Origin of the sequence: Lentzea sp. NPDC042327 (genome assembly GCF_040647275.1) — a bacterium.
Lineage (GTDB): Bacteria > Actinomycetota > Actinomycetes > Mycobacteriales > Pseudonocardiaceae > Lentzea.
In genome coordinates this window covers 163,028-180,839 of record NZ_JBEZBX010000013.1, presented here as the reverse complement: position 1 = coordinate 180,839, position 17,812 = coordinate 163,028, and the positions used below count along the sequence as shown (strand labels likewise).

The 17,812-nt window shown below is 70.7% G+C and carries 18 protein-coding genes; 5 read left to right on the top strand and 13 right to left on the bottom strand.

Translation table 11 applies throughout. The annotated features are described in order from the left end of the window. Positions 1 to 84 precede the first annotated feature (84 nt). Complete coding sequence (locus AB0A63_RS29690) at positions 85 to 918, top strand: LysR family transcriptional regulator (protein ID WP_360397108.1); 834 nt, start codon at positions 85 to 87, stop codon at positions 916 to 918. Here the strand turns inward: AB0A63_RS29690 and AB0A63_RS29685 are convergent. From AB0A63_RS29685 to AB0A63_RS29670, 4 genes are read right to left on the bottom strand one after another with little or no spacing between them, the layout of a single operon-like run. Beyond that, positions 911 to 1,930 (bottom strand): CopD family protein, encoded by a 1,020-nt coding sequence (locus AB0A63_RS29685; protein ID WP_360397055.1) that lies wholly within the window; start codon positions 1,928 to 1,930, stop codon positions 911 to 913. The genes AB0A63_RS29690 and AB0A63_RS29685 overlap by 8 nt on opposite strands. Beyond that, the gene (locus AB0A63_RS29680; protein WP_360397054.1) at positions 1,927 to 2,460 is read right to left on the bottom strand and encodes a copper resistance CopC family protein; all 534 of its coding nucleotides are present in this window, start codon (positions 2,458 to 2,460) and stop codon (positions 1,927 to 1,929) included. Before AB0A63_RS29680 ends, AB0A63_RS29685 begins: the two co-directional genes overlap by 4 nt. Positions 2,461 to 2,468: 8 nt before the next feature. Then, positions 2,469 to 3,197, bottom strand: a complete 729-nt coding sequence (locus AB0A63_RS29675) for a YcnI family protein (protein WP_360397053.1) — start codon at positions 3,195 to 3,197, stop codon at positions 2,469 to 2,471. 49 nt (positions 3,198 to 3,246) lie between these two features. Then, positions 3,247 to 3,762 (bottom strand): hypothetical protein, encoded by a 516-nt coding sequence (locus AB0A63_RS29670; protein WP_360397052.1) that lies wholly within the window; start codon positions 3,760 to 3,762, stop codon positions 3,247 to 3,249. A 58-nt stretch (positions 3,763 to 3,820) separates the two neighbouring features. Here AB0A63_RS29670 and AB0A63_RS29665 point away from each other — a divergent pair, with 58 nt between their 5' ends. Further along, entirely contained in the window at positions 3,821 to 5,470 is a 1,650-nt protein-coding gene (locus AB0A63_RS29665; RefSeq protein ID WP_360397051.1) for a BCCT family transporter, read from the top strand. Here the strand turns inward: AB0A63_RS29665 and AB0A63_RS29660 are convergent. Next, positions 5,448 to 5,882 carry a DUF6474 family protein gene (locus AB0A63_RS29660; RefSeq protein WP_360397050.1) on the bottom strand — a complete coding sequence of 145 codons (435 nt, stop codon included), beginning with the start codon at positions 5,880 to 5,882 and terminating at the stop codon, positions 5,448 to 5,450. The two genes, AB0A63_RS29665 and AB0A63_RS29660, sit on opposite strands and share 23 nt — an antisense overlap. 82 nt (positions 5,883 to 5,964) lie before the next feature. On the opposite strand from AB0A63_RS29660, the gene AB0A63_RS29655 reads away from it, so the two are divergent. Beyond that, complete coding sequence (locus AB0A63_RS29655) at positions 5,965 to 7,608, top strand: TM0106 family RecB-like putative nuclease (protein WP_360397049.1); 1,644 nt, start codon at positions 5,965 to 5,967, stop codon at positions 7,606 to 7,608. A gap of 97 nt (positions 7,609 to 7,705) precedes the next feature. Here the strand turns inward: AB0A63_RS29655 and AB0A63_RS29650 are convergent, their stop codons facing one another. After that, positions 7,706 to 8,464 (bottom strand): SDR family NAD(P)-dependent oxidoreductase, encoded by a 759-nt coding sequence (locus AB0A63_RS29650; RefSeq protein ID WP_360397048.1) that lies wholly within the window; start codon positions 8,462 to 8,464, stop codon positions 7,706 to 7,708. A gap of 310 nt (positions 8,465 to 8,774) precedes the next feature. On the opposite strand from AB0A63_RS29650, the gene AB0A63_RS29645 reads away from it, so the two are divergent. Further along, positions 8,775 to 10,076, top strand: coding sequence for a UDP-glucose/GDP-mannose dehydrogenase family protein (locus AB0A63_RS29645; protein WP_360397047.1), 1,302 nt, complete (start codon positions 8,775 to 8,777; stop codon positions 10,074 to 10,076). Positions 10,077 to 10,095: 19 nt separating this feature from the next. Beyond that, positions 10,096 to 11,877 carry a gamma-glutamyltransferase family protein gene (locus AB0A63_RS29640; RefSeq protein WP_360397046.1) on the top strand — a complete coding sequence of 594 codons (1,782 nt, stop codon included), beginning with the start codon at positions 10,096 to 10,098 and terminating at the stop codon, positions 11,875 to 11,877. Between the two features lies 1 nt (position 11,878). Here AB0A63_RS29640 and AB0A63_RS29635 read toward each other — a convergent pair whose 3' ends face one another. The 7 genes from AB0A63_RS29635 to AB0A63_RS29605 form a co-directional block, all read right to left on the bottom strand. After that, entirely contained in the window at positions 11,879 to 12,106 is a 228-nt protein-coding gene (locus AB0A63_RS29635) for a hypothetical protein (RefSeq protein WP_360397045.1), read from the bottom strand. A 126-nt stretch (positions 12,107 to 12,232) separates the two neighbouring features. Next, a complete protein-coding gene (locus AB0A63_RS29630; RefSeq protein WP_360397044.1) occupies positions 12,233 to 12,565 on the bottom strand; it encodes a hypothetical protein in 333 nt (110 codons plus the stop codon). 144 nt (positions 12,566 to 12,709) lie between these two features. Further along, a complete protein-coding gene (locus tag AB0A63_RS29625) occupies positions 12,710 to 13,084 on the bottom strand; it encodes a hypothetical protein (RefSeq protein ID WP_053732108.1) in 375 nt (124 codons plus the stop codon). Between the two features lie 314 nt (positions 13,085 to 13,398). Beyond that, positions 13,399 to 14,982: an acyltransferase gene (locus AB0A63_RS29620; protein ID WP_360397043.1), complete on the bottom strand. Its 1,584-nt coding sequence runs from the start codon at positions 14,980 to 14,982 to the stop codon at positions 13,399 to 13,401. 86 nt (positions 14,983 to 15,068) lie between these two features. Further along, on the bottom strand, positions 15,069 to 16,193 hold the full coding sequence (locus AB0A63_RS29615) for an acyltransferase (protein ID WP_360397042.1): 1,125 nt from the start codon (positions 16,191 to 16,193) through the stop codon (positions 15,069 to 15,071). Then, entirely contained in the window at positions 16,190 to 17,155 is a 966-nt protein-coding gene (locus AB0A63_RS29610) for a hypothetical protein (RefSeq protein WP_360397041.1), read from the bottom strand. The genes AB0A63_RS29615 and AB0A63_RS29610 overlap by 4 nt, the downstream gene beginning before the upstream one ends. After that, on the bottom strand, positions 17,148 to 17,771 hold the full coding sequence (locus AB0A63_RS29605) for a hypothetical protein (protein WP_360397040.1): 624 nt from the start codon (positions 17,769 to 17,771) through the stop codon (positions 17,148 to 17,150). Before AB0A63_RS29605 ends, AB0A63_RS29610 begins: the two co-directional genes overlap by 8 nt. Between the last annotated feature and the right edge of the window lie 41 nt (positions 17,772 to 17,812).

Here is a 17,812-nt window from a genome sequence, read left to right as displayed (position 1 = left end):
CTGATCGTCTTCCGCGAGGCCGTGAAGATCAACACCACCTCGGTGTTGCAGCGATACCCCAGCGGTATGGATACGGTGGACGGCGTGGAGACCAGGGAGCTCCGTTACTTCGTCGCGGTCGCCGAGGCGCTGCACTTCGGCCGCGCCGCCGAACGCCTGGGCATCGCCCAGCCGCCGCTGTCGCGCACCATCGCTCAGCTCGAACACCGGCTCGGCGTCGAACTGCTGACCCGCACCAGCCGCAAGGTCCTGCTCACCGCCGCCGGGGAGACCCTGCTGGCCGAGGCCAGGGCGATCCTCGCCGCTGTCGTCGCGGCCGAACGCCGCACCAGGGACGCGGCCGCCGACCGGCCGTCGCTGGTGCTCGCCGCGAAGGCGGGCAGCTCCGGTGAGGTGCTGGCGAAGCTGCTCGACGTGTACGCGGCCCAGCCCGGTGCCGTGCCGGTCGACGTCCTGCTGTGCGAGTCGAACACCCACGTCCCGCTGCTCGACGGACGGGCTGATGTGGCGTTGCTGCACGAGCCGTACGACCCGACGACCGGCCTCGACGTGGAGGTCCTGCACACCGAGGACCAGGTCGCGGTGATGCCGTCGGCGCACCCCCTCGCGGGAGCGGCGCAGCTGCGGATGGCGGACGTCAGCGGTCTGGCCGAACGGGCCCGCTGGCCGCGTCCGGACGGCACCTACCCGGACGGTCCCGGCATCGAGGTGCGCAACCTGACGCAGCTGTTCCAGATGATCGAGCTCGGCAGGGCCGTCGCCGTGGTGCCGGAGGACTTCCGCACGAGGCTCACCGAAGGGCTGGTCGCCGTTCCGGTCGTGGACGCCCCGAAGGTGACCACGGTGATCGCGTGGCCACCGCACAGCCGGTCACGGGCGCTCGCCGACCTGGTCAGGGTCGCGACCGGGGTCAGCTGACCGGTGCGCGGCTCAGCACGACGGCCAGGCCGAACGCCAGGCCCATGACGGTGATCTCGAAGACCGCCCACTGCACGATCGCCGTGGTCCGGTGCTGCGAGATCTGCGGCAGCAGCTTCCACCGGATGCGCGCGCCGAGCACCGCGACCGCGGCCGCGCACGCCGCCTTGCCGAGGAACAGCAGGCCGTAGCCGGTGGTGAACATCGACTGCGGGAACGGCACGACCGGGTTGAGGGCCAGCTCCAGCAGACCGTTGAACAGGCCGGTCACCGTGACGACGACCAGGCTGACGGTCGCGATCCGGGAGAACTTCGGCAGCGCGACGGCGAGCAGACCCTTGCGGTACGCGACCAGCGCCATCAGCGCGCCGAGCCCGCCGGTCCACGCCGCCGCGCCCAGCACGTGCAGCTCCATGGAGACCATCGAGTAGTCGTGGTACTTCCAGTTGGAGGCGTGCCCGGTGACCGGGATCGGCAGCAGGCCGAACATCGAGACCAGGATGCGCAGCTCGGCCGGCACGGACTCGCCGCTGCGCACCGCCAGCACGCCGACCAGCAGGTACACGAACGCGCAGGCGGCGCTGAACAGCAGGCCCTTGCCGGCGCCGACCGTGGCGATGTAGTCGACCGCGTTGCCGATGCTGACGTCGCTGCCCGGCCGCAGCTCCGCCGCCTGCAGGACGATCGCGAGCAGCGCGGTCACCACCCAGACCGCCGCGGCGACGACCGCGGCGGGCCGGGCGATCCGCATGACCGGTTCGGTGTGCGTGGGCCGGTCGAAGCCGAGCAGCTTCGGCAGGATCGACAGGCCGACGACGATCGTCGCCGACACGTCGAGCAGCACGCGGGTGACCGGCAGGCCGTACCGGACCGCCGCCCCGGCGTCCACGACCCCGGCGACCACGACGGGGGGCGCCAGCACGAGGCCGAGGGCGATGCCCGCGAGCGCGCCGAACACCAGACCGGCGAGCACGCGGTAGTGGGTGGGGGCGGTGGTCCGGACGTCACTCATGCCTTGGCGCTCCCGCCGCCGCCGCGCAGGGCGATGAACACGCCGCCGCCGAGCAGCACCACGGCGCCGACGATCCACACCCACAGCGGGATGCCGCCACCGGAGTCGCTGCTGCCGGAGGCGTCGGCGCTGGCCGGGGTGGTGGGCGTACCGGTGCCGTCCTTGGTGAGCGTGAACGTCAGCTCACCGGAGACCGGGTGGCCGTCCGCGGACAGGATCCGGTAGCCGATCTTGTACTGACCAGCCTTGCCCAGGGCGTTGACCTGGGCGGACACCGAGTTGTCGGTGATCTTCGGGTCGCCCGGCACCTCGTAGTGGCCGCCGTTCGCGTCCACCACCGAGATCGTGTTGATGTCCTTGCCGCCCTGCACGTCCTGGTCGAAGGTCAGCGTGACCGAGGACGGGCCGACCTCCAGCGAGGACTTGTCCTTCGGGTCGCTGCTGATCAGTGCGTTGTGCGCCGAAGCGGGCGCGGCCGTGGTGAGCACGGCCGCACCCGCGATCAGGCACGCGATGAGTGCGCGCTTCATGCTGTGGGTCACGCCTTCCTGCGCGAACGCAGGATCGCGCCGATGCCGAAGCCCAGGCCCAGCGCACCGACGGCCAGGCCGGCGCCACCGAGGTAGCGGGCGGTCTGGTCGGAACCGGCGGCCGACGCCTCGTGCGTGTCGGTCGAGTTCGCGGCGTTCGTCGAGCCGTGGCCGTGGTCGTCGCCGTCCGCCTTCTTCGGGGCGAGCTTCAGCGCGGGTGCCGGGTGCTCCGGCTCCTTGCCGTCGGCGCCCGCGGGCTGGCTCCAGTCGACGACCTCGCCGTTCTCGTAGGTCTGCTTGGTCGGCAGCAGCAGGGTGTCCTTCTCCGGCAGCGTGCCGAGGGCGACGTAGAACTCCTGGTACTCGTTGACCCCGATCTTCGTGCCGGGCTCCGCGGTCCAGGTGATCGACGTGAACGCCTCGGTGATCTCCTTGCCGGCGACCGTGACGGGCTTGTCGAGCTTGCCCTTGACCGCCTCTGCCTTCCAGCCGGGCAGCGGCCGGGTGCGCACCGAGGTGAGCGGGGTGTCCTGCGGCAGCGTGACCTCGATCTTGGTCGTGCCGGCGTTGTCCCGCTCGTTCGGGACGCGGAACGCGAACGTGGCGCGGCCGCCCTGCGTGAACTCCGAGGGCTGGGCGCTGACGTGCGCGGACGCGATCGCGGGGGTGCCGAGGACGGCGAACCCGGCCACGGCGAGGACGGCGAGCGCGCGCACGCCAAAGCGATGTGCAGACATGTGGTTGTGGCTCCTGATGCCAAAGGGGGGAGATGCGGGTGCGTGGGTGTCAGGAACCACAGGGCGGGCCGCGCAGCCCGTGGGCACGGCTCAGCTCGGCGGCGTGTGCGCGCCGCAGGTAGGGCGTGCCGGTGGACGTCCGCACCGGCGTGAGCACCGGCTGCGGCGTGAGCCTGCGGGGGATCAGGCGGGTGACTGCGGCGAACAGCCGGAACAGCGCGTTCTCCGCGTGGAACAGCAACAGCCCGGTCAGCGTCGCCGCGACGAGGTGCGCGCCGAACATCTGCCAGGTGAGCGTGCCGGTGTGCTCGTGGCTGACCCAGGTCAGCAGCAGGTGCTGCGCGAGCTGGGCCGTGGCGAGCCCGGCCATGACCGAGAGCCTCCCGGTCCGCCGGTCCGCGAGCGACGCCGCCGCGAACGCGATCAGCACCACCAGCGGCAGCGCGTGGACGAACTCCGCGAGCTCACCACCGCCGATGCCGTGGGCGGCGATCGTGAGCGCCGACGAGGTCACCGCGAGAACGGCACCGCGAAGGGTGCGCATCTCACTCGACCGGGTGCTCACGGATCTGAGGGTAATGCGACTGGTTTGCATCGGTCCACGAGTGGGTATCTAGGGCCGCATGCACAACCAATGCGACAGGCCGGGCCGCACCGACCGGGTCGTGTTCGGCGTTGCCGCAGGTCTCACGCTTGCATTCGTGGCCTGGGGGATTGCCGGAACTGACTCGTTGGCCTCGGCCTCGAAGACCGCGCTCGGGTGGGTCATCCAGAACCTGGGATGGGCCTTCGTGCTCACGGCGTCCGGCTTCGTGCTGTTCGCCCTCTGGCTCGCCTTCAGCCGTTACGGCAAGATCCCGCTCGGTCGTGACGACGAGAAACCCGAGTTCAAGACGGTCTCGTGGGTCGCGATGATGTTCAGCGCCGGCATGGGCATCGGGCTCATGTTCTACGGCGTGAACGAGCCGCTCACGCACTTCGTGAAGCCGCCGCCCGGCACCGAGGGCGACCCCCTCGAGACCGCCATGGCCACCACGCTCTTCCACTGGACCCTGCACCCGTGGGCGATCTACGCCGTCGTCGGCATCGCGATCGCCTACGGGAGCTTCCGCCGTGGCCGGTCGTCGCTGATCAGCGCTGCCTTCGCCCCTCTGCTCGGTCGCAGGGCCGCGTCGGGGTGGGGCCGTGCGATCGACGTGATGGCGATCTTCGCCACGCTGTTCGGCTCGGCCGCCTCCCTCGGTCTCGGCGCCCTGCAGATCGGGAGCGGGCTGGAGGCGGCCGGGTGGGGTGGCCAGGTCGGCAAGGGCGTGCTGGTCGCGGTCATCGCCGTGCTGACCGTGGCGTTCGTCGCATCCGCCGTCTCGGGGGTCGCGAAGGGCATCCAGTGGCTGTCGAACACCAACATGGTGCTGGCCGTGGTGCTGGCGCTGTTCCTGTTCGTCGTCGGCCCGACGGTGTTCATCCTGAACCTGCTGCCCACCGCGCTCGGCGACTACTTCCGCGAGCTGGCCAACATGGCCGGCCGCACCGCCGCCTCCGGTGGTGAGGCGACCGAGACGTGGCTGTCCGGCTGGACGATCTTCTACTGGGCGTGGTGGATCTCCTGGACGCCGTTCGTCGGCACGTTCATCGCCCGCATCTCGCGCGGCCGCACGATCCGCCAGTTCGTCGCCGGCGTGATCCTCGTGCCGTCCGCGGTGTCGCTGGTGTGGTTCGCGATCCTCGGCGGCTCGGCGATCTTCGAGCAGCGGTCCGGTGTGGACCTCGCGGGCCAGTCGACGCCGGAGTCGCAGCTGTTCTCGCTGCTCGACCAGTTCCCGCTGGCCACCGTGGCCGGCGTGGTCGTGATGATCCTCGTCGCCATCTTCTTCGTGTCCGGCGCCGACGCCGCGTCCATCGTGATGGGAACGCTCTCCCAGCGGGGCTCCATGCACCCGACCAAGGCCGTGGTGGTGTTCTGGGGCGTGCTCACCGGTGCCGTGGCCGCGGTGATGCTGCTGGTTGGCGGCTCCAACGCGTTGACCGGCCTGCAGAACCTCACGATCATCGCGGCGCTGCCGTTCATGGTCGTGATGGTCGGCCTGTGCGTCTCGCTGGCCAAGGACCTGCGGTCCGACCCGATGATCCGGCGCGAGGAACGCGTGGCCGAGGTCATGGAGGAGGTCACCGCCCACCTCGACCCCGGTCAAGTGGTCGAGGAGGCGGCGGTCGAGGCCGTGGCCAAGGTGACCGGGCGCACGCCGAACGTCAGCGCACGTTCAGACGCCTGAGCAGTTCCTGCTCCAACACGTCCAGATCGGTTCCGACGGCCCGGTGCGCTGCTTTGCGCCGGGCCGTCGGCATGCGTTCGGAAGCGCGCACGGCGGCGAGCAGTTGCGACAGGCGCGCCTCGGTCTTCGAAACCCAATCGGAATCCGCGGCCCGCACCGTCTCGAGCGACTCCGAAAAGCCGACGATCCGCGCGTGCAACCGGGCCCCGTAACCGGAGTACCGGCCGATGTCGGCCACGTCGATGCCGAGCCTCCGTGCGCGGTAGCGGTCGTACTGCTCGCTCAAAACCCCAGCTCCGCGGGCGATCACGGGGGCCAGCACCGGGATGAGCGCGGGCGCCACCACCTTCGCGACGCCGACCAGGTTCTTCGCCCTGCCGGGCGTGAATCCGGCCTTCGCTTTGCGCGCCATTCGGGTACACCTCCTCCGTCACGTGAAACTTACTGCCCAGGTTGCTGGCACATGAGGTCGGCGCGCGACATACGCTGCACCGGTGACTTCCCAGGTGCAGCTAGACGCCGGCGTGGTCACTCGTTGTCGGCGGCGGGTGCACCTCGAAAACGATCCGGAGATGCGCGACGCTCCCAAAGCGGCGCTGGACCCGGCTTCGGAACAACGGAAAGCGGACGCGGCGAACCACCGCCGCGCGGTGGCGGACGCCCTCGGGCGGATCGTCGGCTCGAACCTCTTCGAGGTGCCGAACGGTCCCGAGGTGCGCACTGCGGACCGGGAACGCGTCACGCTCGCGGCGATGGAGATGGGCGCGCCCTACATCTGGGGCGCCGCACTGCCGCGTGACCCGCGTGGCGGCCGTCGCGGTGGCATCGACCTGCTGGTGAAGGACGCGACCGGGTACGTGCCGGTGCTCGTGGTGCGGCACAAGATCACCGACCCCGGCCAGGGCGCGCGCACCAGCCCGTTGACCATGCCGTTGCCCGGCGGCAGCCGCACCGACCCGCACCGCAAGGTCCGGCCGCAGCCCCGTGACCAGCTGCGGCTCGCGCACGCCCAGCGCCAGCTCCAGGCCGCGGGCCACGCGACGAACGCCCGCGCGACCGGTGGCGTGATCGGCATGGACGCCGACGTGGTGCTGTGGCACGACCTGGAGGCACCGACCTGGCCCGGCGGACGCACCGCGCTGGCCGAGTACGACGCGCGGTTCTCCGACCGGCTGGCCGTGGCGCTGGCGGCGGCGAACCAGAAGGACCCGCTCGCCAAGCCGTCGCGGATCGTCGACTGCAAGACCTGCCCGTGGTGGCCGACCTGCGACACCGACCTCAAGCGCGGCAGGGACGTCTCACTGGTCGTGCGCGGTGAGGACGCGGTGGCGCTGCGCAGGATCGGTCTGTCCACTGTGGACCAGCTGGCGGAGCTCGACCCGGCCTCGGACGGCCCGATCCAGCTCGTCGGCATGCCGTTCGGCGACGCGGTCGTGCTCGCGCGGGCGTGGTTGCGCGACCTCACGCTGGTCCGCCGCGTGCGGGAGATGAACGTGCCGCGCGCCGACGTCGAGGTCGACGTCGACATGGAGAGCTTTGGCGACCTGGGCGCGTACATGTGGGGATGTTTGTTGTCCGGCAAGGACGTCGACGAGGACCACGGCTACCGCGCGTTCGTCACGTGGGACGCGCTGCCGTGCGACGACGAGGCTCGCTCGTTCGCCGAGTTCTGGACCTGGCTGACCGGCATCCGCCTGCGCGCCAAGGCACGCGGCCTGTCGTTCCGCGCCTACTGCTACAACGAGCTCGCCGAGAACCGCTGGCTGCTGGCGTCCGCGGAACGGTTCGCCGGCAAGCCCGGCATCCCGACCGTGGCGCAGGTCAAGGAGTTCATCGGCTCCGACGCGTGGGTGGACCTCTTCGGCATCGTGCGCGAGCAGTTCCTGTGCGCCCACGGCAAGGGTCTGAAGATCATCGCCCCGGTCGCCGGCTTCACGTGGCGCGACCCGGAGGCGGGCGGCGAGAACTCGATGCGCTGGTACCGGTCCGCGGTCGGCCTGAACGGCGACCCGCTCGACCTCGACCAGCGGCGCAGGCTGCTGGAGTACAACGAGGACGACGTCCGGGCCACCCACCGCCTGCGCGAGTGGATGACCTCGGACGCGATGTCCCGCCTGCCCTACGCCGGCGACCTCTGACGCGCCGCCCGCCCACGCCGAACGCACGCGGGGACCTTTCGTACCTCATGTGAGTACGAAAGCTCCCCGCGTGCACTCGAGAAGCAGGCGCGTGGGGCTAGCGAGGGGACATGCGGAGGGCGCCGTCCATGCGGATGACCTCGCCGTTGAGGTAGTCGTGCTCCACGATCGACACGGCCAGCTGCGCGTACTCCGACGGCTGCGCCAGGCGCTTCGGGAACGGCACACCGGCGGCGAGGCCCGCGCGGAACTCGTCGGAGACCGTGGCGAGCATCGGGGTGTCGACGATGCCGGGGGCGATGGTCAGCACGCGGATGCCGACGGAGGACAGGTCGCGCGCGGCCGGGAGGGTCATGCCGACGACGCCGCCCTTGGAGGAGGCGTAGGCGACCTGGCCGATCTGGCCGTCGAACGCGGCGATCGAGGCGGTGTTGATGATGACGCCGCGGACGCCGTGCTCGAGCTCCTCGGTCTTGCCCATCGCGGCGGCGGCCAGGCGCAGCACGTTGAACGTGCCGATCAGGTTGACCTCGACGACCTTGCGGTAGAGGTCGAGGTCGTGCGGGCCGCTCTTGCCGACGGTCCTGGTCGACGGGCCGATGCCCGCGCAGTTCACCGTGATGCGCAGCGGGGCGCCGGAGCCGGCCGCGGTGTCGACGGCGGCCTGGACCTCGTCGCCGGAGGTCACGTCGGCGGCCAGGTAGGTGACGTTCTCGACGGCTTCCGCCTTCTCGATCGCGCCGGGCAGGTCGAGCGCGAACACCTGCGCTCCACGCGCCGCCAGCGCACGTGCGGTCGCGCCGCCGAGACCGGACGCGCCACCGGTGACGATGGCCGCGGTACCCGAGATCTCCATGCCTTCACCTTCCTCGAAGCGAACTGCTCGCGAGGAGGTTAACGCTCGTTACCCGGTGGTCGACCCCCGGACCGGGTCAACGGTCGGACAGGTGCAGCAGCGCCACCAGGGGCACCGCTGCCAGCACCGCGAGGCCGATGAAGATCATTGCGATCAGCAGAACTCCCATGCCTTGAACTGTGCCGTTCGACGGTGTTCGAAACATCGCCCGCGCCGGTAGACCTCTGGGAGGAGATCTGTCACGGTCAGCTACGACGAAAGTCGTACGGTGTTCCCCGAGCGGCCAACCGGGGATGTCAGGGTCACCCGCATGTTCGCCCGTCGCATCGCGGTCGTCGGCACCGGCTACGTGGGACTCACCACGGGAGCCTGCCTCGCATCACTGGGACACAGCGTCGTGTGCGCGGACGTCGACGCGGAGAAGGTGGTCAGACTGCGCGCCGGCCAGGTCGACATCCTCGAACCGGGGCTCGCCGAGCTCGTCGTCGAGGGCCGGCTGGCCGGGCGGCTGGAGTTCGTCGTCGGTGCCGCTCCCGCGGTGCTGGACGCCGACGTCGTGTTCTTCTGCCTGCCGACGCCGATGGGCGCGGGTGGTGCGGCCGACCTCAGCGCCGTCGAGTCCGTCGCCGCCGAGATCCGCGACGTGCTGCCGTACGGAACGGTCGTGGTCACCAAGTCCACGGTGCCCGTCGGTACGTCGGAACGCGTGCGCGCGTTGCTCGGGCGTGAGGACGTGGCGGTGGTGTCGAACCCCGAGTTCCTGCGCGAGGGCACGGCCGTGCGCGACTTCCTGCACCCGGACCGGATCGTGGTCGGGTCGGACTCGCCGTCCGCGGCCGAGCGGGTGGCGGCGCTGTTCGCCAAGCTGGGCGCCCCGACCGTGCTGATGGACGCCGCCAGCGCCGAGATGGTCAAGTACGCCGCCAACTGCTTCCTCGCGATGAAGCTCTCGTACGTCAACGCGGTCGCCGAGCTGTGCGAACGGCTGGGCGCCGACGTCGAGTCGGTCACCGAGGGCATGGGCTACGACAAGCGGATCGGGCAGTCGTTCCTGCGGCCGGGGCCGGGCTGGGGCGGGTCGTGCCTGCCCAAGGACACGCACGCGATGGTGCAGATCGCCGAGGCGGCGGGTGTCGACTTCGGACTGGTCCGCTCCACGATCGAGGCGAACGTCCGCGCGCAGCTGCGGGTCGTCGAGAAGGTCCGCGCCGCCTGCGGCGGAACGCTCGCCGGGGTGCGGATCGGCGTGCTCGGGCTCGCGTTCAAGGCCGGCACGAACGACCTGCGCGACTCGCCCGCCTTGGCCGTGGCGGAACAGCTGGTGCTGGAGGGTGCCGAGCTCACCGCCCACGACCCGGAGGTGAGCGGGCCGATCACCGGGATGCTGGTGGTCGACGACCCCTACCAGGCGGTCAAGGGCGCCGAGGCGGTCGTGCTGCTGACCGACTGGCCGGTGTTCCGCACGCTCGACTGGTCGCGGGTGGCCGAGCTCATGGACGGTCACACGATCGTCGACTCCCGGAACCACCTGGACGCGGAGGCGCTGGCCCGCGCAGGGCTGCTCCATTCGGGCGTGGGTCGTGCGTCACTCGGAGTCACGCAATTTAGTTAGCCCCGCGTACCTTTATGGGGTGTTCACCACGCGCCCCGAACTCGTCGGCACCTTCGGCATGGTCGGCTCGACCCACTGGCTGGCTTCCTCGGCGGCCATGGCCGTGCTGGAGGACGGCGGGAACGCCTTCGACGCCGCCGTCACCGCCGGATTCGTGCTCCAGGTCGTGGAACCGCACCTCAACGGCCCCGGCGGCGAGGTGCCGATCATCTTCGCGAAGGCCGGGTCCGCCCCGCGCGTGCTGAGCGGCCAGGGCGTCGCGCCCGCCGCCGCCACGATCGACCACTACGCCGGCCTCGGCCTCGACCTGATCCCCGGCAGCGGCCTGCTGGCGGCGACCGTGCCGGGCGCGTGGGACGGCTGGCTCACGCTGCTGCGCGACCACGGCACCAAGACGTTGCGCGAGGTGCTCGACCGCGCGATCGGTTACGCCAGGGACGGGTTCCCGCTCCTCGACCGCGTGGTCGACACCATCGAACGCGTCTCCGACCTCTTCCGCGACCACTGGACCACCTCGGCCGCGCAGTGGCTGCCCGGCGGTGCGCTGCCCGCGCGCGGTGGCCGGTTCCGCAACCCGAAGCTCGCCGACACCTGGGAGTGGCTGCTCGCCGCAGGAGAGGCCGCGGGCGCCGACCGCGAGGCGCAGATCGAGGCCGCGCGCAGGGCGTGGTCGCAGGGCTTCGTGGCCGCCCAGGTCGACGAGTTCTGCCGGACCGCCCACCGCGACGACTCCGGCCGCGACCACGCCGGTGTGCTGACCGGTGCGGACATGGCGTCGTGGGAGGCGTCGTACGAGGACGCGCTGACCGCGGAGTTCGGCGAGTGGACGCTCGTCAAGGCCGGCGCGTGGACGCAGGGACCCGTTCTGGTGCAACAGCTCCGGCTGCTGGAGGGCTACGACCTGTCCTACGTGGACGGCAAGCCGACCGCGGAGACCGTGCACCTGGCGGTCGAGGCGGCCAAGCTGGCGTTCGCCGACCGCGAGGCCTGGTACGGCGACGTCGGCGACGTCCCGCTCGACATCCTGCTGTCCCGCTCCTACGCGACCGAACGCCGTGCCCTGATCGGGGAGAGCGCTTCCTACGAGCTGCGGCCCGGCTCGCCCGGCGGCCGCGCACCCGTGCTGCCCCGGCACATCACCGGTGGACCGGCCACCCCCGTGTCCGACCCGACCGGTGCGATCGGCGAGCCGACGGTGGCGCGCTCCGGCGTGACGCGCGGCGACACCGTGCACGTCGACGTCGTGGACCGCTGGGGCAACATGGTCTCCGCGACCCCGTCCGGCGGCTGGCTCCAGTCCTCGCCGACGATCCCGTCGCTCGGGTTCTGCCTGGGCAGCCGCGCCCAGATGTTCTGGCTCGACCGGGGACTGCCGAACTCGCTCGCCCCCGGCAAGCGCCCGCGGATCACGCTGTCGCCGTCGATGGCGCTGCGGGACGGGGAGGCCGCACTGGCGTTCGGCACGCCCGGCGGGGACCAGCAGGACCAGTGGCAGCTCGGCTTCTGGCTCGCGCACCGCGCCGGGCTGAACCTGCAGGAGGCGATCGACTCGCCGATGTGGCACTCCAACGCGTTCCCGAGCTCGTTCTACCCGCGGGCCTGGACACCGGGGGAGCTCGTCATCGAGTCACGCGCCGGCGTGGACGTGCTGGCAGCGTTGCGTGCGCGTGGCCACCAGGTCGTGGACGCCGGCGAGTGGACCCTCGGCCGGATGTCGGCCGTGGCCAGGGACGCCGCGGACGGGCTCCTGCGCGCCGGGGCCAACCCGCGCGGCGCACAGGGGTACGCGGTCGGTCGCTAGCTCAGCCCTCCACCAGCGCGGTGCCGTTGTGCACCGCCGTCACGTTCGGACCGTTGAGGTCGTGCAGCGCCGTGACACCCGCGCGGTCGCCGAGCTCGCTGAGCTGCGTGACCGGGTCGAGCTGCGGCAGCTGCGGAACGGCCTGCGGGCTCGCGTTCGCGGTGCCGGCCAACGCGGCCAGCGCACCGGCGGCGATCCCGGCGGAGGCGACGATCTTCTTCAGGCGCACGGCGGTTCCCTCTCTTCAGGTGCTGGAGAAAGTGGAACGGCGCCCGGTTCGAGGGGGAGGGAACCGGGCGCCGCTCCGGTCAGGAAGAACTGGTCAGTTCAGCGGCGGACGATCAGATGCCGACGATCAGATGTCGACGGAGGCGTTGCCGGTCGGCACACCCGAGGGCTCGGTCAGGCCCAGCAGCGTCGCGGTCGCACTGGAGTCGACGTTCTCGACGATCGCGTTGACGTCGGGCTGCTGGGCGTTGAGCGCCTGGACCTTGCCGTCGACGTCCTTGGTGTTGACGGAGGCGAGGTCGCCCACGGACGCGACGTCACCGAGCTGGCCACCCAGGTCGGGAGCGGTGTGGGCGTTGGCGTTCGCGGTGTCCGCGTGCGCGATGCCACCCAGGCCGAGCATGACGGTGGCGCTGCCGAGGGCCACGGCGGCCCCCGCGACGGTCTTCCTGAGGTTCATGGGCGCGAAGGTTCCGCACCCGACCCCTCTACATCAAGCTGCGTAATCCGGGAGGGGGAAGTTCTTCACACGTTCGGTGAGCTGTTCGGCGCAGCATTCGAAGTCGCCGCAACAACTGGCGACTGGGAAATGACCGGCACGTCGTCAGGCGATGGCGCCGGGCGGCAGCTTCAGCTTGAACGGCAGCGTCGTCACGACGGCCAGATCGGACGCGGTCGCCTTCATCAACGACGGCGCGTTGCGCGCACCCGGTTCCGGCAGGTCCAGCAACCGGTCCACGGCCTCGATCAACGGGCCCTCGTAGATCCAGACGGCCTGCGCGGGCCTGGCCGAGTCGCGCACCGCGGGCAGTCGTCCCGCGCGGGCCTCGGTCTCCGACCAGAAGAGGATCGAGTCGATGAACCCTCTGCGCTGTTTGAACGCCATGATGCGGTCGAGCTGCCCGGCGTCGTCCCTCAGGTGCAGGAACTGAAACCCGTTTTCGCGCAGCTCGATGACCTTGCTCAGTGCGTGGTCCATGGCGCACCTACCCCTGTGAGGTCCCCATCAGGTGACCGTTCAGTCATACGACCCGAAAGGATCGTACGGTAAATCAACGTTCGCCCGTAAGCCGTAGGCCGAACGAGTATCTCAATTGGTGGACGTTTGTGGCTTAGCGTAGTCATTCATCTTCTTGCGAGAGGAAACGGCCAGGACGGCCGTCACGGTTCGCGTCAAGAACGCCAAACCACCTAATGTGACTAATGTCACGCTGATCCACATGTGTCGCCTCCGAACGGTGACTTACACAGGTAGACGTCTAGCACTCGTCGGCGGTTGCAAGTGGGAGCGACTCACTGAGCCGGTCGATTCTCCCGGCTGCGCCGCTCGGACCGGTGATCTTTTCTGGCCTGTTCCCTCTGGGTTTGCTCGGCGAGCAATGCGGCCACGGTCACGGCCCCGCGGGCGTTGTCGTCCAGTCGCCGGCGGCGGGAACCCTCGTCCGGGTCGGTGGTCGGGTAGTTCGGCACGCGCGGCAGGACCTGCGTGTGGTCCTCGTCCTCCGCGGCAGCGACGGCGGGAACGGCCCGTTTGCGCACGCGCGGCAGCTCGATCGTCACCTCGGCCGCCACGATCGCGCGCGAGTCCCGGTGCTCCCGCGCCGGAGTGATCTCGGTGCTCTCCTCCGCCACGGGGGCCGCTGCCTCCGGCGCCGGCTTCGGCTCTGGTTCCGGCGCGGACATGGGCGTGGGCTTGGGCTTGGCCGACGGCCGGGAGAGCCTGCGCGCGAGCTTGTGGCTCGGTTTCTCGACGAACCGGTAGCTGAGCTCGACGAACGCGAACGTGGCCGCCACGGCGATCACCACCGCCGGCAGCAGCGGAACGGCCGGGCGCAGCAGGTCCAGCACGGCGAACGCGATCAGGCCGTGCAGCAGGTAGATGGAATAACTGCGTTCGGACAACGCGATCCAGAACTTCCGCTCGCGCAGCCGCGGCTCGGCGAACAGGCCCATCAGGAAGCACATCACCGCGATGGCCAGCGCCAGGCTGTACGAGTTGTCGACGCGGCCCAGCTTCAGCAGGTCTCCGAGCACGTACAACGACCACGCCAGCGCCGTGTAGACGCCGCCGGCCCACAGCGGGATGCGCTTGGTGGTGGTCGCCCAGATGATCTGGCCGATGATCGGAATGGGCAGGTACGAGACGTTCACGGCGAAGAGCGACCACGACTTGCCGAACTGGGCCCGGCTCATCAGCACGATGAACACGAAGGTCAGCTCGATGGCGAGACCGAGCCACACCCAGCGCTTGAGCACCGGGATCAGCAGGATCAGCACCAGGTAGAAGATGACCTCGACGATCAGCGTCCAGGCCACGCCCACCAGCACGACCTGCGGGAAGATCAGGTAGTTGACCAGCACGGAGTTCGTGAACAGCGTCCACGCGCTGATCGTCTGGGCCTGGCCGGTCGCGAGCAGACCGCCGCCGACGGTGATCAGCAGCGCGGTCAGGAGCACGGTGAAGATCATCGGCGGGTAGACGCGCGAGAGCCGGTTCAGGCCGAAGCGGGTCTGGCCGTGCCGCAGCGCGATCGGGGTCACGACGAACCCGCTGACCAGGAAGAAGAACGGCACGGCGACCTCGCCGATGCCCTGCAGCGACATGTGGAACGGGTCGCTGGACACGGCGTTCAGCACGTCGAAGAACCGGGATTCCTCGTCGCGCTTGCCCACCCACTGGGCCGCGATGTGGCTGTAGAAGACCAGGAGGGCGCCGACGGCCCGGCCGATGTCGATGAACGCGACCCGCGTCTTCTCGGAACGTGCCTGGTCAGCGCCGGTCTGGGTGCGTGCTGGTGACTCCAGCGGGACCGACCCCCTTCGCCCTCGTGCGGTCCCGGACCGCCGTTGCGGCGAGAAGAGTAACGGGCCGGGCACCGTCAGTGGCCAGGGGAGCCCGCCGTCCCCCGTCCAGCGGGTACAACGACGTCGGCGGCGCCGCGATGCGGTCGTCCGGCCGTGAATCAGCGCGCAGGGGCGGACGTGGACCGCTTCTTCTCCCACCGGCGGATGCGCCGGTGCACGGCCATCTCCACGTAGCGGTGCAGGACCTCGGTCACGGCGGCGGTCAGCAGCAGCGCCACGAGCAGCGCCGGGACGTTGCCGATCTGGGGTGCCAGCGCGGCGAGCGTGGGGTAGATGCAGACCGGGTGGATCAGGTAGATCGCGTACGTCCGCGCCGACCAGGCCTTCACGAACGCGGACTTGGTGACCGGACCGCCCACGTACATCATCACGAGCACCAGCAGGATGCACAGGAACGCGGTGCGCACCATGCCGCCGCCCGAGTACGCGTACCCCCCGAGCTTGTCGGCCCAGACGAACAGGCCGAAGTGGACGGTGCCGATCGCGAGGCCGGTGCCGACGTGCACCTTGCCGGACCGGACCAGGGTGATCAGCTGGCCGATGAAGATCAGCGTGATGAAGCAGGCGATGACACCGATGCGGTGCACCGCATCGGACTGCGGGCCGCTGGCGAGCGAGAGCGTCAGGCAGATCAGGGCGGCGGCGGCCGCCGGGGGCAGCCACGGTCGTCGCCGCAGCAACGGCATCGTGGCCGCCACGTACGAGTAGAACGTGATCTGCAGCAGCAACGTCCAGGTGACGCCGACCAGGATCACGGTCGGCGTGGTGAAGAAGCCCGCCAGCGTCACGCCGGTGAGCACGTCGAGGAAGCTCAGCGACGTCTGCTTGGTCTCCGCGCGGAACACGCCGAGGTTGATCAGCACCGCCGAGATGACGAGCACCACCACCAGCAGCGGGATGATCCGGCCGAAGCGGCGCAGCAGGAACTGACCGGGCCGTTCCCGGTCGGCCACGTGGGTGACCACCATGCCGCTGATCACCATGAAGATCGTGACGTCGGTGAACGACAGGTGCGGGTTGAGCTGCAGCGGGTCGGCCAGCACCGTCCGGACGAAGTCGCTGAACGAGAACTCGCGCTGGTTCACGGCGAACCAGTTCGCGGTGTGCACGTAGACGCCGACCGTGGACGCGATCACCCGCAGGAGGTCCAGGCCGTGCATGTAGCCGCCGGACGCGCGCGGGCGGGCCTGCGCGGTCGTGGGCACGTTCGTGAGCGTGTTCATGTCGACTTCCCGAAGCAGCGGTGCAGCAGCTCGGCCCCCAGGCCCCACACGGGCAACGCCACGAGGTAGTTGAACGGGAGCGGCAGCAGCCCCAGCAGCGGGTAGGCCAGCACACCGCACAGCAGCACCAGGGGGAAGGCGCGGCTGACGAGCCAGTCGACCGGCCGCGGCCGCGCGGTGTGCGGCTCGCCCTTCACCGCGAGCTGCACCAGCATGAACGCGACCACCGCGGCGACGGTGAACCACCACAGGGCGGCCGTGCGGAACAGGTGCTCGGTCACCGCCGGCACCACGAAGCAGACCAGCACCAGCGGCGCGACCTCCCAGAACCGCCCGAGCCCCGTGCGCAGCAGCAGTTGCAGCTCGCCGCAGATCGGCAGCGCCACCAGCGCGGTCAGGATCGCCAGCTGGTCGAGGTCCGCGACCCCGGCCACCACGAGGAGCACGACCACGACGGTGAGCTGCGCGGCGACCGCCACGACCGGCCTGCGCGGCAGCAGCACCGCGGACCCCGTGCAGAGCACCGCGAAGACCACGACCGCCAGCACCGCGAGGGCCGGCGGGTTCTCCCGGTAGTCGACCACCAGCGGCAACGGGTCGGCGAACAGCGAGAAGAGCACGCCGAGCACCACCGCGACCACCAGCGGCAGACCGGCCTGCCACGCCAGCCGTCCCAGGAACCTCGGCAGCCCCGTGCTCATCGCCCGCGCGAACAGCAGGTGCCCGGCGCACACCAGCAGCAGCGACAGGCCGAGGAGCCCGAAGTCCTCACCGAGGCCGAGCGGCCGGTTGACCCACTCCCGCACGACGACGAGCCACTCCGGCGAGTGGCCGTGCCGGTTCAGCCACAGCCCGCCGAGGACGCTGTAGGCGACCAGGGCGGTGCCCAGCGCGACCGGTGCGTGCAGGCCGGGCGGCCGCGCGGTCACGGCCACGACCGGCTGGGTGACGGGCTCACTCATCAGCGGCCAGCACCTCGCGCTGCGCCTCGACGAGCTCGGCCGTCTTCTCCCGCACCCACCGGGACGTCTTGCCGCGCACCTCGAGGCGCACCACGAGGTCCTCGTGCGTGTAGACGGTCCGGGTGAGCAGGCCGTCGCGGGAGCGGTGCACGTGGGTCTCGGCCGGCTTCAGGCCGTACTCCTCCTGGAGGTCCGCCAGCTCCGCCGCGAGGTCCCGGGCGGCGTCGGCGTCGCGGACCTGCACGACCGCGAGCGTGGCCTTGCCCTCGGGGTAGATCGACACCGCCATGCGGGCACCGGAGGCGTCGGCGTCGGCGTACTCGACGACCTCGTCGTCGGTCAGGAAGCCGACCTTGGTGACACCGCCGAACGTGCGGATCGGCTGGTAGTTCTCGTGCACGCCGCCCATGTCGGCCAGCGCGAGCCGGTCGGCGGGCACGCGCCCGGCCTCACCCACGGGGCGGGCGTCGCGGGCACCGGCCAGTTCGAGGTCACGACCCCAGGCGAGCCAGCTGCCACCACCGATGACCAGGAGCACCGCCACGACCACCGCCGTGCCGACCGCATGGCGCAGGCCGTTGCGGCGCACGGCTGCGCCCTGGCTGCTCCCGGTCACGTACGACCCCCATGTCCCGGCTCACACCGATGGTCGCGAGC

What these genes read in the sequence shown, in the direction of transcription:
- AB0A63_RS29685 (WP_360397055.1), bottom strand. Translation starts at nt 1,930, where the DNA reads ATGAGTGACGTCCGGACCACCGCCCCCACCCACTACCGCGTGCTCGCC.
- AB0A63_RS29680 (WP_360397054.1), bottom strand. Translation starts at nt 2,460, where the DNA reads ATGAAGCGCGCACTCATCGCGTGCCTGATCGCGGGTGCGGCCGTGCTC.
- AB0A63_RS29675 (WP_360397053.1), bottom strand. Translation starts at nt 3,197, where the DNA reads ATGTCTGCACATCGCTTTGGCGTGCGCGCGCTCGCCGTCCTCGCCGTG.
- AB0A63_RS29665 (WP_360397051.1), top strand. Translation starts at nt 3,821, where the DNA reads ATGCACAACCAATGCGACAGGCCGGGCCGCACCGACCGGGTCGTGTTC.
- AB0A63_RS29660 (WP_360397050.1), bottom strand. Translation starts at nt 5,882, where the DNA reads ATGGCGCGCAAAGCGAAGGCCGGATTCACGCCCGGCAGGGCGAAGAAC.
- AB0A63_RS29650 (WP_360397048.1), bottom strand. Translation starts at nt 8,464, where the DNA reads ATGGAGATCTCGGGTACCGCGGCCATCGTCACCGGTGGCGCGTCCGGT.
- AB0A63_RS29645 (WP_360397047.1), top strand. Translation starts at nt 8,775, where the DNA reads ATGTTCGCCCGTCGCATCGCGGTCGTCGGCACCGGCTACGTGGGACTC.
- AB0A63_RS29630 (WP_360397044.1), bottom strand. Translation starts at nt 12,565, where the DNA reads ATGAACCTCAGGAAGACCGTCGCGGGGGCCGCCGTGGCCCTCGGCAGC.
- AB0A63_RS29625 (WP_053732108.1), bottom strand. Translation starts at nt 13,084, where the DNA reads ATGGACCACGCACTGAGCAAGGTCATCGAGCTGCGCGAAAACGGGTTT.
- AB0A63_RS29615 (WP_360397042.1), bottom strand. Translation starts at nt 16,193, where the DNA reads ATGAACACGCTCACGAACGTGCCCACGACCGCGCAGGCCCGCCCGCGC.
- AB0A63_RS29610 (WP_360397041.1), bottom strand. Translation starts at nt 17,155, where the DNA reads ATGAGTGAGCCCGTCACCCAGCCGGTCGTGGCCGTGACCGCGCGGCCG.